The organism is Corallococcus carmarthensis, from assembly GCF_003611695.1.
Lineage (GTDB): Bacteria > Myxococcota > Myxococcia > Myxococcales > Myxococcaceae > Corallococcus > Corallococcus carmarthensis.
This window is the reverse complement of the sequence record NZ_RAWE01000051.1, coordinates 1-12,653: the sequence shown is the minus strand read 5'-3', so window position 1 is coordinate 12,653 and position 12,653 is coordinate 1. Positions and strand designations below refer to the sequence as shown.

10 protein-coding genes and 1 pseudogene are annotated in these 12,653 nt (G+C 69.4%); 3 read left to right on the top strand and 8 right to left on the bottom strand.

Annotation, left to right across the window (positions count from 1 at the left end):
• Positions 1-4: 4 nt before the first annotated feature.
• Entirely contained in the window at positions 5-928 is a 924-nt protein-coding gene (locus D7X32_RS16270) for a hypothetical protein (protein ID WP_244239038.1), read from the bottom strand.
• A gap of 117 nt (positions 929-1,045) precedes the next feature.
• Here D7X32_RS16270 and D7X32_RS16265 point away from each other — a divergent pair, with 117 nt between their 5' ends.
• On the top strand, positions 1,046-2,038 hold the full coding sequence (locus D7X32_RS16265; protein WP_120603461.1) for an alpha/beta fold hydrolase: 993 nt from the start codon (positions 1,046-1,048) through the stop codon (positions 2,036-2,038).
• Here the strand turns inward: D7X32_RS16265 and D7X32_RS16260 are convergent.
• A complete protein-coding gene (locus D7X32_RS16260) occupies positions 2,035-2,436 on the bottom strand; it encodes a hypothetical protein (protein WP_120603460.1) in 402 nt (133 codons plus the stop codon). The genes D7X32_RS16265 and D7X32_RS16260 overlap by 4 nt on opposite strands.
• Before the next feature lie 111 nt (positions 2,437-2,547).
• On the opposite strand from D7X32_RS16260, the gene D7X32_RS16255 reads away from it, so the two are divergent.
• Complete coding sequence (locus D7X32_RS16255; protein ID WP_120603459.1) at positions 2,548-3,756, top strand: type 2 periplasmic-binding domain-containing protein; 1,209 nt, start codon at positions 2,548-2,550, stop codon at positions 3,754-3,756.
• Between the two features lie 393 nt (positions 3,757-4,149).
• On the opposite strand, the pseudogene D7X32_RS46745 reads toward D7X32_RS16255, so the two are convergent.
• The 3 genes and pseudogenes from D7X32_RS46745 to D7X32_RS16240 all read right to left on the bottom strand — a co-directional run.
• A pseudogene (locus D7X32_RS46745) lies at positions 4,150-4,848 on the bottom strand (serine/threonine-protein kinase); the annotation flags it as partial.
• Positions 4,849-5,713: 865 nt separating this feature from the next.
• On the bottom strand, positions 5,714-6,385 hold the full coding sequence (locus tag D7X32_RS16245) for a hypothetical protein (protein WP_244239037.1): 672 nt from the start codon (positions 6,383-6,385) through the stop codon (positions 5,714-5,716).
• Complete coding sequence (locus tag D7X32_RS16240) at positions 6,382-7,149, bottom strand: endonuclease/exonuclease/phosphatase family protein (protein WP_208752445.1); 768 nt, start codon at positions 7,147-7,149, stop codon at positions 6,382-6,384. The genes D7X32_RS16245 and D7X32_RS16240 overlap by 4 nt, the downstream gene beginning before the upstream one ends.
• A gap of 169 nt (positions 7,150-7,318) precedes the next feature.
• Between D7X32_RS16240 and D7X32_RS16235 the strand changes: the two genes are divergently transcribed.
• Positions 7,319-9,907 carry a sensor histidine kinase gene (locus D7X32_RS16235; protein WP_341868134.1) on the top strand — a complete coding sequence of 863 codons (2,589 nt, stop codon included), beginning with the start codon at positions 7,319-7,321 and terminating at the stop codon, positions 9,905-9,907.
• A gap of 20 nt (positions 9,908-9,927) precedes the next feature.
• Here the strand turns inward: D7X32_RS16235 and D7X32_RS16230 are convergent, their stop codons facing one another.
• From D7X32_RS16230 to D7X32_RS16220, 3 genes are all read right to left on the bottom strand, one after another.
• Positions 9,928-10,473: a M15 family metallopeptidase gene (locus D7X32_RS16230; RefSeq protein WP_120603455.1), complete on the bottom strand. Its 546-nt coding sequence runs from the start codon at positions 10,471-10,473 to the stop codon at positions 9,928-9,930.
• Between the two features lie 121 nt (positions 10,474-10,594).
• Complete coding sequence (locus tag D7X32_RS16225; RefSeq protein ID WP_167506477.1) at positions 10,595-10,996, bottom strand: MGMT family protein; 402 nt, start codon at positions 10,994-10,996, stop codon at positions 10,595-10,597.
• Between the two features lie 67 nt (positions 10,997-11,063).
• On the bottom strand, positions 11,064-12,653 hold a 1,590-nt coding region (locus D7X32_RS16220; RefSeq protein ID WP_244239035.1), incomplete at its 5' end, for a patatin-like phospholipase family protein.

Here is a 12,653-nt window from a genome sequence, read left to right as displayed (position 1 = left end):
GCGGTCAGAACGCGCGGTTCACGGCGTACGCGCAGATCTTGTGCTCGGCCTTGTACGTGTTCGCGCCGGGGAGGCCGTCAATGGGGCCCGTGTACCCGAACTCGCGGCCCACCGTCTGGACGCGGGTCCAGTAGATGGAGCCCGGGACGCCATCGTCCTCGGCGGAGGTGCGCGGGCCGCCGCGGCGGTTCAGTTCGCGCGCGGTGATGCGCACGCGGATCTTCTCCGTGTTCGCCCCCGTCACGCCGTCGATGGGGCCCGTGTAGCCGTAGTCGCGCCGGCCCACCGTCTGGATGCGCTTGTAATAGATTTCACCCGGGATGCCGTCGAACTCCGTGGTCGTCTGCGGCAGGCTGCTCGAACCGCCGCCCGGCGCCTGGCCACCGCCAGCAATCTTCCCGCCCGCGTAGTCCATGGACCAGCCCAGGTAGCGCGCGCCCGTCTTCGCCGAGTAGCCGGAGACGCTGTTCACGCCAATCGCATCTCCCCAGGACTGGGAGAGGTTGTAGGTGGCCATGAACACCGTGCCGCCGCCGCCGTTCAGGTCCGCGCCCACGTGGCCCGCCGACCCGATGTCCCACCAGTGGAAGGCCCCCGTCAGCGCCTTGGACGCATCCGTGGAGACGATGCGAGATGCGCGGTACGCCTCGATGGCGGTGGGACGCACCGCGGAGTCCGGAAGCTGCCCGAAGCGCACCATCAGCGAACCGCACCACTGGTTCCACGAACCGCCGTCACGCTTGGGATTGGCGGCGGCGTACGCACGCGCCCGGTCGTAGATGGGGGAGTTCGCTTCCCCCTCCACCGTGCCAATGGCAGACATGTCCAGCCCGGGTGCCTCCACCTCCGCGCCGCCGCACGCGGCCAGCATCAGGCCCGCGGACAGCAGCAGGGCAGGGGACCACGTCATCCAATTCGAGCGCATCATCCGTCTCCAGGGGGGATTCAGCGAGGGGTGGAAAGTTCCGCTGAAATCAAGCTAGGTGTGCTTTACCGGCTTGAGTCTGTTCCGTTGTCGCGGCGGGCCATGCAAAGGTTGCCGCCCATGCGAACGTCCTGGCTCCGTCTGTCGTGGGTGCTGCTGCTCTCCGCCTGTGCCACCACGCCGTCCTCGCCGCACGACGGCACGGAGGATCCCCTGCACCAGGTGCGGCGGGTGACGGTGGCCCCGGAGGTCGAGCTGGAGGTGCTGGACTACGGCGGCAAGGGACCGGCGCTGGTGTTCCTGCCGGGCATGGGGAGCACGGGCCACGTCTACGATGTGCTGGCGCCGGAGTTCATCGCCACGCATCACGTGTATGCCTTCACCCGGCGCGGCTTCGGCGCGTCGAGCTGGCCCGCCACCGGCTACGACAGCGCGACGTTGGGGCACGACGTGCTGGCCGCGCTGGACGGGCTGGGGCTCGCGAAGGCGACGCTCGCGGGGCACTCGCTCGCGGGGGATGAGTTGAACTGGATGGGCGTGAACCATCCGGAGCGCGTGGAGGCGTTCATCTTCCTGGACGCCACGGACAACAAGGGGGAGATCGCCGCGTTCCTGAAGCCCGGTCCGCTGCCGCCGCTGCCGTTCACCGTGCTCGACGGGCAGCCGTCACGCGAGGCCGTGACGGCGCTGCTGGCGCGCGACCTGGGCGGCCCGTTCCCCCCGCACGAGATTGATCAGGCGTATGAGTTCGACGCCGCCACCGGCGCGTACCTGCGCTACCACCGGCTCCCCGAGTCGACGGAGCAGTGCGTGCGGGGCGCGGCCCTGCCGGACTACGCGAAGCTGAAGGGGCCCGTGCTGGCCATCTCCGACGACCAGGCCTTCGCGGGGTGGGTGGAGTCCCTGACCCAGGCGGAGAACGTCTCCGCCGACCTGCGCGAGCGGGCCCAGGCCTTCCTGCCGGAGCTGCGTCAGCACGAGGCCGCTCAGGAAGCCCTGCTCAAGAGCCTGCCGAACTGGAAGCTCGTGACGCTCCAGGGCGCCGGGCACTACGTCTGGCTCGCGCGGCAGGCGGAGGTCGTCTCCGAGATGCGCGCCTTCCTCGCGCGCTAGGAGTCCGCCGTCGGGGGGACCGCGCCGCTTCCCTCCTGCTTCGACACTCGCAGGAGGAGCCGCCAGAAGGCCCAGACGTGGGACGCGGTCAGCAGGAAGAGCGCGCCCACCGCCCAGGTGAACATCGTCGGGTGCTTGAGCTCCGCATCGTGGAAGGACGCACTGAGGCAGAGGACCGCCGTACCCAACGAGGGAAGGCCTCCGACGACCAGCACCGCCAGGGCGATGCGCGCGGAGCGGGGCGTGCGCACCGCCAGGCCGATGATGCCTGCGATGAAGATCCACACATAGACGGGCGGGAGCATCACCAGGCCCCCAAGCCCGCACATGTCGCTGGCCCAGGCGGGCATCGCCGCCAGAAGCATTCCCACCGCCATCAGCCGCTTCGAGTCACGCATCGCCAGACATCATCCAACCGTGAGGCACTCGCGCGCCAGCGGGTGGCCGGGCATGGCCGCGACCTGCTATGGACTGCCGCCCGGCGTCCATCCAAAGAGAGGTCATCCGTCATGAGTTGGAGAGCCCTGATCTTCCCCGTCGTGCTGGTCCTGAGCGCCTGCTCGGAGTCATCCGACCCCGATCCCATTCCCAAGCGGCCGCTGAAGGCCGTCCTGTTCCCATACATCCCGGACTCCGCGGGGGACAGCTTCGCCAGCCTGGAGCAGCGGCTGGAAGCCGACTTCGAGCGCGCCCATCCGGAGATCGACCTGGACGTCGTGTTCGACGCCAACCTGGATGTCTATGACCTGGATGAAGGGGGAACGCTGAACACGCTCCTGGGCGCGGAAGCGGGGGCCGCCCAGGTGGTGGAGGTGGACACGCTGCTGCTCGGCTCGCTCGCGGCGAAGGGCTGGATCCAGCCGGTCGCGCTGGAGTCGGGCGTCGCGCACCCCGCGGCGGAGGAGGCCGTCCGCATCAACGGTCAGGATTTTGGCGTGCCCACCTACCTGTGCACCAACGTCGTCTATGCGCGGAGCACGAACATCCGGTCCGCCACCGACAGCGCCTCGCTCGTGCGGATCCTCCGCGAGGCGGCTCCCGGCAAGCGCCCGCTGGCGACGAACTTCGATGGAAGCTGGACGCTGCCTTCGTCGTACCTGGATGCCTGGGCGGACACGCATCCGGGGGATGCGATCGCGAGGGCCATCTCCCTGCCGCTCGACTCACCGACGGTGGGGGCGTTCGCGGAGGTCGTCGACAGCTGCTCGCTCGAAGCGGGCGTCAATCCGTGCCTGGATGGCAGCTACGCGGACAACTCGGTGGCGGAGGAGGCCTTCGCCGCGGAGCAGGCCAACGGCTTCATGGGCTACACCGAGCGCCTGTTCTACATCCTCAAGGCCCAGCCCTCCATGCCGCTCCCGGAGGTCATCTCGGTTCCGCTGGGCACGGGCTCGGCTCCGGCGGTCTTCGTGGATGCGCTGGTGCTCAACGCGAAATGCACCGGGACGTGCGCGGAGGATGCCCGGGCCTTCACGTCGTTCATGCAGGCCCCCGAGACTCGCAGCCTCATCGCCTTCAGCAAGGACGGTCCCGAGGGCACCCGGCCCCGCTACCTGCTGCAGGCCACGCGCGCCTTCTATCAGCAGGAGCCCGCGCGCTCCGACCCGATGTACCGGCAGTACGAAACCATCCTGAGCGGAGCGCGGCCCTATCCCAGCCAGCACTTCCCCGAGAACCGGAAGGCGCTCCAGGCGGCTTTGCTCGAAGCGCTTCAGTGACCGGATGACCGGTTGAACGTCATCGCGGCGGCATGGGGCTTCAGCGCCGCGAACGCAGTGGCAGGGTGGGTTGTCCGGGGGCGGCGCCGTGGGCGATGAGCTCGGTAGTGGCCGCGGTTTCAAGCGTGTCCGCGACAAGGGTTGCCGCCACGGAGGGCGGCGCGCTCCGCAGGAGGGCCTCCACTTCCCCGGGCGTGGGGTCGCCCAGCGCCAGCAGTCGCTGCTCACGGGCCCAGCGCTCCGGGAAGTGTGCGCGCAGCCAGCCAGCTCCACCGCGGGTAGCAACTGTCGCACCGGTTCCAACGCGCGGTGGAAGGCGCTGGCGTTCACGAAGCGGCGCTCCGGGCGCGGATGGAGCGCCACCTCCAGGACCTCCCGGAGCATGCGTGAGGCCTCGGGGGCGTCCGCCCGCCCCACGGCCTTCAGCTGGCTGGGGGCGGGATGCACCATCCGCGACACGTTGAGCGTGAGCAGCTCGAAGAGAACGCAGCCGAGCGCGAAGAGGTCTCCGGAGGGGGTCGCGTCGGCACCCTCCAGCCGCTCGGGAGGCATGTACGCCAGCTTCCCGATGATGCCTCCCACCTGGGTGAGGCGGCCGTCGCCGGGAGCCGGAGACGCCAGGGTGATGCGCTCCGGAGCCGCGCCGGTGCGCTGGGCGATGCCGAAGTCCACCACCTTCACCACGCCGTCGAAGGAAACGACCAGGTTGTCCGTGCTGATGTCCCGGTGCGTGACGCCCTGCTCGTGCGCGTAGGCCAGCCCGCGCAGTGCCTGCTGGCAGAGCTCGACCACCACCTCCAGCGGCAGCACCCCGGCGGTCGCGGCGCGCTTGACGAGCTCCAGCACGTTCACGCCGCTCAGGTACTCCATGACGATGAACCACGCGCCGTCCACCTGCCCCAGGTCATGGACGGAGACGATATTGGGATGGTGCAGCCGCGCGGAGGTGCGCGCCTCGCCGATGAAGCGCTGCACGCGGACCTCCGCGGCCTCTGCCTCGTCCCCGCCGTGGTCCTCCAGCATCCGCTTGAGGACGACCAGCCGGTGGAAGCCCGCGCGGCCGGTGCGCAGCGCCAGCCACACCTCGCCCATGCCGCCACGCCCCAGCCGCGAGAGCCGCCGGTAGCGGTGGATGCCCGTCCCCAGGTCCGCGCCGCGCAGCGAGCGCGCCGTCAGGATGGCCAGCGCGGTGGAGGACAGCAGCAGGAACGGCAGCCCCACCAGCGGGAGCACGTGGAACCCGTCCACCCACCCGGCGTCCACCGCGAGCTCGCGCATCAGGAGCGCCAATGCGCAAAGCGCCGCGGTGAGCACGGCCGCCGCCATCGCGCCCCGCCGCTTCAGCAGCCGCACCGCTTCGATGGTCCAGATCGCGCCCACCCCCACCGCGAGCAGCCAGAACAGGGGCAGCCCCAGGCTCGCGGTCTCGCGCCCCAGCTGGTCCGCGGTCAACCCCTCCACGGAGGAGGCTTGCAGGGAGACCCCGACGGCCAGCACCCGCACCGTGCCCAGCGCGACCGCCACCCCCAGCATCACCCGCCGCCAGCGCGTGAGCGGAAGGTCCAGCAGCGCCCAGGCGACGCGCAGCAGGGTGTAGGGCAGGGGAATCGATGTGAAGGCCCCCAGCAGCAGCCACGGACGCGTGTCTGTCAGCGGGGCGTGCGTCATGCCCGCCGTGATGCTGATGGCCGCGAAACCCAGGAAGCTGCATGCCAGCCACAGCTGCACGCGTTGCGAACGCACCGCCACCCAGGTGGCGAAATGCACCAGCGCGAGCACCGTGAAAGCGCCGCTGAGCGCCAGGTGCACCATCGTGTAGGAATTCACGGCCCGGAATCCTAGACATAGGAGAGGATTCCTTGTCCAATCAGCAAGCAGGGATTTCGTGACAGTGTCTGTTCTTCGCTTGTCCGAGGAAGGCGGGCGGCGTCTGGCATGGGGGCTGGCGGCCCCAGCCTCATCGCGCGTTGGCGCGCCCCCAGCGGAGCGTCAGCCCGACGTAGCCCGCCAACGGACGGCGGCCGTCTTTCAGGTCGAGCGGAAGCTCGAGGCCGCCCTCCGCTCGCAGCTCCAGGGACGGGCTCATGCGGTACGCCACGCCCAGCGAACCGCCCGGTGAGGCGAGCAGGTGCGCTCCGTTGAACCTCCCCTGGAAGACGGTGAGCGGTCCCGCGAAGGTCCCCATCAACGAGGCGCCTCCGGTGAGGGTCCACGTTGGATTGAGCCGATAGTCGACCAGCGTCTGCGCTCCGAGGCGGAAGTTGACGGGCTCCGTGGAGTTGTTGGTGACGGGCACGAACCACGCTCCCGCGCTCGGGGCGACGGACACCGTCCAGGGGGACCTCTCGATGAGCCGATGCCGGGTCCCGAGCTCCAGGCCCAGCAAGGTGAGCCGTCCACCCCAATCCCAGTTCTCGCCGGCCCCCTTGCGGAAGGTGAGCTCCGGATTGGGCAGATACGCCCGCTCCCGGCCGCGCTCGAAGGCGATCGCGTTCACTGAAACGCCGACCTCGGTCGTCCCCACGGGAGTGGTCGCCGCGCCCAGGTTCCGCGCTCCGCTCAGACAGCCGGGGGCGCAGAGGAGCAGCGCACCCAACCCCAGGGCCTGGATTGCGTGCGTCCGCGTCATGGCGGCCACGCGAAGCGCACCCAGACCGGATGGTGATCACTCCCCGCGGGACGCATGTCCACGCCGCGCTCCACCGGAGTGAGGCCCCGGGTGAAGACGGAGTCGAGCGGCAGGCCGCCGATGATGGAGTCCGCGGTGTCCCCGACACCTTCCGACGCCCATTGGAAGCCCCCTTCCGTGAACAGCTGCACGGTCTGCGTGAGGCTTCCCGGGTCGGAGGTGTTGAAGTCGCCAGCAATGACCTGCGACGGCGCCGCTCCTTCGACCGCGTGAAGGACCGTCTCTGCCTGCTCCAGGCGCGCACCCAGCCCGACGATGGGGGTCGCGCCGTGCACGGAGACCACCTGGACGGGCGTCCCCCGGATGTCCAGCGTCGCGGCAACGGCGATGCGGTGTTGCTGGTGATACGGGTCGTCGTGGGGAAGGTTGATCTTCGCATCCGCAGTGATGGGCCACCGGCTCAACACCGCGTTCCCGAAGTCGTCTCCATCCTTCGCCACGGAGGCGGGGTAGTAGACGTAGGCCATCCCGAGCTCCGTCGCGATCCGCTCCACGGCGGGCGCGTCCATCTCCTGCATCAGGATGACGTCCGCCTCCGCGAGCGGTGCGCTCGAGAGGGCCGTGATCGCCTCGGGGACGTTCTCCGCGAAGGCGAGGTTGAACGTCACGACGGTGAGCGAGGCGGGATCCACCGCGGAGTCGGCGACGGGAGCCCGATGGTCTCCGCTGTATCTCGGCCCGGTCTCATCGGGGTAGCCCCCCATGATCGGACATCCGGTCAGGAGCGTGAGCAGGAGGAGCGCCCACAGCGGTGCGACGAGCGGGCCCTTCCGCGTTCTCACGCCAGGCGGTACCGCTTGCTCGGGCGCCCGCCCCTGGCATGTGCTGTTGCGCTGTAAAGACTGACTCATCGCGCACATCAAGCGATGCGGGATGACAAAGATTCCAGTCGTGACGGTGTCAGGGGATGCGTCGTGGCCTGCGCTCGGCTCCTGCGGTGCTCTGTGTTTCAAGAACAAAGGGAGAGGCGACGGCTGGCGGATGGGTGGGCGAGCCCCCATCGTTGAAGGGGAGGCGTCCGTCCTCTTCCCATGCCCCATGGATCGCCTGCACGACAGTCCAGCGCATCTGCCTGCGCGTGCCACGCCGCCAGGGTACAGCAGCCTCCTCGATGCCGTCCTCGCGAGCATGGGCGAAGGGCTGCTGGTGGCGGACGATGAGGAACACCTCGTGTTCCTCAACCCGAAGGGGGAGCTCATCCTGGGCATGGGGCTCACCGACGAGCCTGTCAGCCGGTGGCCGGCGCACTACGGGCTCTACCTGCCGGACCAGGTCACGCTCTATCCGTCCGAACGCCTGCCCATGAGCCGGGCCCTCCGTGGCGAGACCGTCAGCCGCGAGGAGGTCTTCCTGCGCAATGCCGAGAGGCCGGCGGGGACCTGGTTGCACGTCAGCTCGAGCCCGGTTCGCGACGAGGCCGGCCGGGTCCGCGGCGGTGTCTCTGTCGTCAGTGACGTCACCGACCGCAGGTGGGTTGAGGAATCGGTGCGCCTGGCTGGCGAGAAGTACCGCTCGCTCTACAACAACACGCCCGTGATGATGCACTCCATTGATCAGCACGGGCGGCTCATCAGCGTCAGCGATTGCTGGTTGAGCACCCTGGGCTATGAGCGCGCGGAGGTGCTCGGGCGCGACTCGGTGGACTTCCTGACGCCGGAGTCCCGGCGGTATGCCCGGGAGGTCATCCTCCCCGAGTACTTCAAGACGGGGGCCTGCTGGAACGTGCCGTACCAGGTCGTGAAGAAGAATGGGCAGCTCCTCGACGTCCTCTTGTCCGCCATCGCGGAGCGGGACGCCTCTGGCAGGGTGAGCCGCTCGCTCGCGGTGCTCATCGACGTGACCGAGCGGAAGCGAACGGAGGAGGCGCTGCTGGAGAGCGAGACGCGGCTGCGCGCCATCCTGGACAACGCGCCGACCGTGTTCTTCCTGCTGGATTCGCAGGAGCAGTTCCTGTTCGTGAACCGCGAGTGGGAGCGGCTCTACCACCGCACCCGGCAGCAGGTCGCGGGGAGGACCGTCTTCGACGTCTTCCCCCAGGAGATCGCCGAGGCCCTGCACCAGGCGAACCGGAGCATCCTCAAGTCCGGCGCGTCCGTGGAGCGCGAAGAGCGGCTCCCCCACGACGACGGGATCCACATCCACCTCACGCAGAAGTTCCCGCTGCGTGACGCCACCGGGGCGGTCTACGCGCTCTGCGGCATCGCCACGGACATCACCGAGCGCAAGCAGATGGAGGTCTCCCAGCGTTTCCTGGCCGAGGCGAGCCGCGAACTGGTGGCCTCGCTCGACTACGAGACCACGCTCCAGCGCGTCGCCGAGCTGGCGGTGCCCGTGTTGGCGGACCTGTGTGTCGTCTTCGTGCGGACGGACAGCGCGGCCTTGCGGCCCGTGGCGGTGGCGGATCGTTCTTCGGCCCGGGCTGCGGGCGTTCGCGAGTTCCTCCAACGGCACCCGCCGGACCCGGAGGCACTCCACGGTCCGGCCCAGGTGCTGGCCACCGGAAGGTCGGAGGCGTCCGAAGCGTCGAGCGGGCTGCTGGACCCCTCCGCGCTGGAGGAGGAGCGGTGGGCGGTGGTGCGGACGCTCCTGGGCCGTCCGTCGATTGGCGTGCCCCTCCAGGCGCGAGGCCGCACCCTGGGGGTGCTGTACCTCCTCTCTCCGGATCCAGGGCGCAGGTATGCGCCGGCGGAGCTGGCGCTGACGGAAGAACTGGGCCGCCGGGCCGCCGTCGCCATCGACAATGCCCAGCTCTACTGCTCGGCGCAGGAGTCCATCCGCGCGCGGGACGAGTTCCTGTCCATTGCCTCCCATGAGCTGAAGACCCCGCTGACCTCCATGCGGCTGCGGGTGCAGCAGATGGAGTCCGCGCTCACGTCCTCGCGTCCCCTGCCGATGGAGAAGGTGTCGAGGATGCTGGAGGTCTTCGAGGATCAGCTCCAACGGCTGTCGCACCTGGCGAATCACCTGCTCGACGTCTCACGCATCAACGAGCAGCGGCTGGAGCTGCGCCTGGAGGAGATGGACCTGGTGGCGGTGGCGCGGGACGTGGCGGCCCATGTCGCGGAGCAGCTCCAGAAGTCGGGCTGCGAATTCGAGCTGGTGGCCGGGGAGCCGGTGTGGGGCCTCTGGGACCGGCTGCGGATGGAGCAGGTCATGCTCAACCTGCTGACCAACGCGATGAAGTACGGCGCGGGGCACCCCATCCGGATGGAGGTGGCGAGCCACGGACGAAAGGCGCGGCTCGTCGTGGAGGACCACGGCATGGGCATTCCACACGAGGCCCAGGGCCGCATCTTCGAACGCTTCGAGCGCGCGGCCTCGCGCAACTATGGAGGGCTCGGGTTGGGGCTCTTCATCACGCGACGCATTGTCGAAGCGCACGGTGGAAACATCTCCGTGGAGAGCGCCCCGGGGCTCGGCGCGAAGTTCACCGTGGAGCTGCCGCCTCGCGCGGCCCACTGACAGGAAGGTCTTCCCCGTGCCTAACTGGCGTCCTTGCGGACCACGGCGGGCGCGGGTTCCACTTCCAGGGGCCGGCCCAGGCAGTCCGTGCCGTCCTCGGGCGCGGAGGTGCTCTTCGGCCGGAACTCCCAGTGCCATGGCTCGGACGCCACGGTGCGGCGGAAGCCGAAGCGGCATGCGTTGCCCGCGAGCCAGTCATACGTGGGGGAGGCCTCTTCGCTGCCCACGACCAGGTCCACCGCGAGCCCACGGTTGTGATTGGAGCGGCCCGGCCGCGCGGCCTTGGGTCCCAGGCCCTTGCGGTAGAGGCGCCACAGGGAGCGCTGCTTCTGATACGAGCGCCACCCGCTCGTCACGAGCAACGGCTGCCCCGCCGTGCGCGCCTCCGTCGCCATGAGCTCGAAGGCGGCGGCCGCGTCGCGGTGGAGCCGGTGGCCGGTGTGGATCCGCACCAGTCGCGGGGCCTTCGCCTTGGCCTTGCGGACCTTCACTTCCTTCGCGAACCCGACGGGTGCCAGCAGACAGACCAGGAGCACGAGGCCCCAGCGGAGCAGGGGAGAGGACATTCTTCTGAGGTCCAAGCAGTGGGCGAGGACCCGAGGCTGACGCCTTTATTCCGCCGTGAAAAGCAGGCAGCCCGCCGAGCGCTTTCCGCGCGTGCCCGGATGCCCGGACGCTCCGTGCTCCCTAGAAGAGCTTGAGCTGTGCCTCGGGGGCGGGCGCGTCCTGGGGCGGCAGCACGCTGAAGCCGTGGGCGCGTGCCCAGGCCTCGCTCGGGCCCTTCCAGTGGTGCGTGTCCATGCGCACGTGGCCCGCGTCGTCGAAGGCGACGCCCTCGGCCTCCAGCAGCTCGCGCTGGCGGTAGCCGGAGGTGCTGATACCTCCCGTGCGGTTGATGATGCGCTGCCACGGCACGGTCGCCGCGCGCGTCCCCAGCGCCGCCATCGCATGGCCCACGGTGCGTGCATCACAGCCACCGCCGACGATGGCGGCGATGTCCCCGTAGGTGGCCACCTGTCCGGAGGGCACCTGTTCACAGACAACGTAGATGCGCTCGTACGGGTCCTGCGTGTCAGTGGGTGATGCCATCAGGTCTCCGGGCAGAGGGGGCTGCCCGAATCCTACTCATGGCATCTCCCGATGCACGCAGAACCTGCTAGGCCGCCACGGCCTGCCGCTCCTGCGACGGAGCGCCGGCCTGATTGAGCACTGCCCACTCCTTTCGCAGGCGCTCGTACAGGGCATTCATCGGCTGGCCCGGCGCTTCGTACTGCCCGTCGTGGTGCTCCACGATGTGGCGCAGGAGCACGTAGCAGATGGTGGCCGCGCCAGCGTTCTCCACGGTGGTGAACTGGGCCGCGTTCGTGAACCAGAGCGTGGTGGGCATCTGGCACGCCTGCGTCCCCGCGGCCACCAGGTGCGCACCGGGCTTGAGCCACGGGTACTTCGCGAACAGGTTGGGCCGGTCCACCGTGAGCGCGGAGATGAGGTTGGAGATGCGCCGGTCCTTGAACCGCGAGTCCCCGTACACCTGACCGAACACGAGCCCGCGCACGCGCTTCATGAACACCTTGGACGTCAGCGCCAGCATCGACGACGCGCGGAGCACCAGCATCTGCGTGAACTCCAGCACCGTGAGCTTCTTGAACGACGGCCAGACGTCCAGGTCCATCTGCCGCTTGAGCAGGGACATGACGTCCTCCAGGCGGGCACGGGCCCAGACCAGCGCCGTCGCCACCGACGCCGTCAGCACGCCGGGGATCAGGTAGAGGAAGTAGTCCCGCGGCTCCCAGGTGCCCTCGCGAGCGGTCTCGAACCCGCGCCACGCGAGGATGGCGGCGGAGAGCAGGGTGAGGGCAAAGAGCCCGTAGGCCATCCAGGAGACCCCGTTCAGCGTCACCCAGCCGCGCTTCGTCGGGTTCTCGGGGACGTTGTACATCTCCGGGCTCTGGACGCTGACGTCGGAGATGAGCAGGGTGGGCGGCGGATCCGCGCGCGTGAACGCGAGCAGCAGGCTGTCGATGCCCTGGTTGTCGTAGATGCCGCCGTCCATCAGCGGCAGGCCGCTCTGGTAGCCCGGCCCCAAGGCCCCCAGCGCGGTGTCGAGCGGATATCCCTGCGGCCAGAGGAACTGCTGCGGGAACACGAGTGGTTCGAAGCCACCCGGGAAGCAGGACGACGCGGCGGCGATGTCCGCCAACCGGACGTGCTGCGCCACGGGGCGCGGCAGCCGGTAGCCGTTGTTGCCCAGGAGGGTGCTCGGGTTGTTGCTGCGCCGGAAGCGGAAGTCCAGGCCGGTGTGGAACTCGGTGGTGTTGAAGATGGCTTCCTGGAACTGGAGCCCGCCCGCGTCCAGGACCTCTCCGAAGCGCCGGTCGCCCAGGAAGTCCGGCCGGGCATACACGTCCGCGGCGGACCGGATGAGGCTGGCCCACGCATGGCTGCCGTGGTCGCGGTTGGAGGTCAGCCCGGTCAGCGCCTCGGCAATCACATTCGTCCGCAGCAGATACGCGGAGAAGGTCTCGTGAAACGCCTTGAACGGCTTGCCGTCCAGCTGGCTCACCACCCAGGCCAGACCCGTGAGCGTTCCACCCGACACGGTGGACAGGCCCACGACATCGGATAGCAGTCCCACGGTGTCCAGGAATCGCAGCGTCCCCAGGTGGAACGCCGCCGCGCGATAACCGCCGCCGGACAGGGACAGCGCGAGCGGCCCGAGCGGACCGTGTTTCTCAGGGACAGGGGG

Coding starts and splice junctions, on each gene's coding strand:
- D7X32_RS16260 (WP_120603460.1), bottom strand. CDS start 2,436: ATGCGTGACTCGAAGCGGCTGATGGCGGTGGGAATGCTTCTGGCGGCG.
- D7X32_RS16265 (WP_120603461.1), top strand. CDS start 1,046: ATGCGAACGTCCTGGCTCCGTCTGTCGTGGGTGCTGCTGCTCTCCGCC.
- D7X32_RS16255 (WP_120603459.1), top strand. CDS start 2,548: ATGAGTTGGAGAGCCCTGATCTTCCCCGTCGTGCTGGTCCTGAGCGCC.
- D7X32_RS16245 (WP_244239037.1), bottom strand. CDS start 6,385: ATGACGCGGACGCACGCAATCCAGGCCCTGGGGTTGGGTGCGCTGCTC.
- D7X32_RS16225 (WP_167506477.1), bottom strand. CDS start 10,996: ATGGCATCACCCACTGACACGCAGGACCCGTACGAGCGCATCTACGTT.
- D7X32_RS16240 (WP_208752445.1), bottom strand. CDS start 7,149: ATGGGGGGCTACCCCGATGAGACCGGGCCGAGATACAGCGGAGACCAT.
- D7X32_RS16230 (WP_120603455.1), bottom strand. CDS start 10,473: ATGTCCTCTCCCCTGCTCCGCTGGGGCCTCGTGCTCCTGGTCTGTCTG.
- D7X32_RS16270 (WP_244239038.1), bottom strand. CDS start 928: ATGATGCGCTCGAATTGGATGACGTGGTCCCCTGCCCTGCTGCTGTCC.
- D7X32_RS16235 (WP_341868134.1), top strand. CDS start 7,319: ATGACAAAGATTCCAGTCGTGACGGTGTCAGGGGATGCGTCGTGGCCT.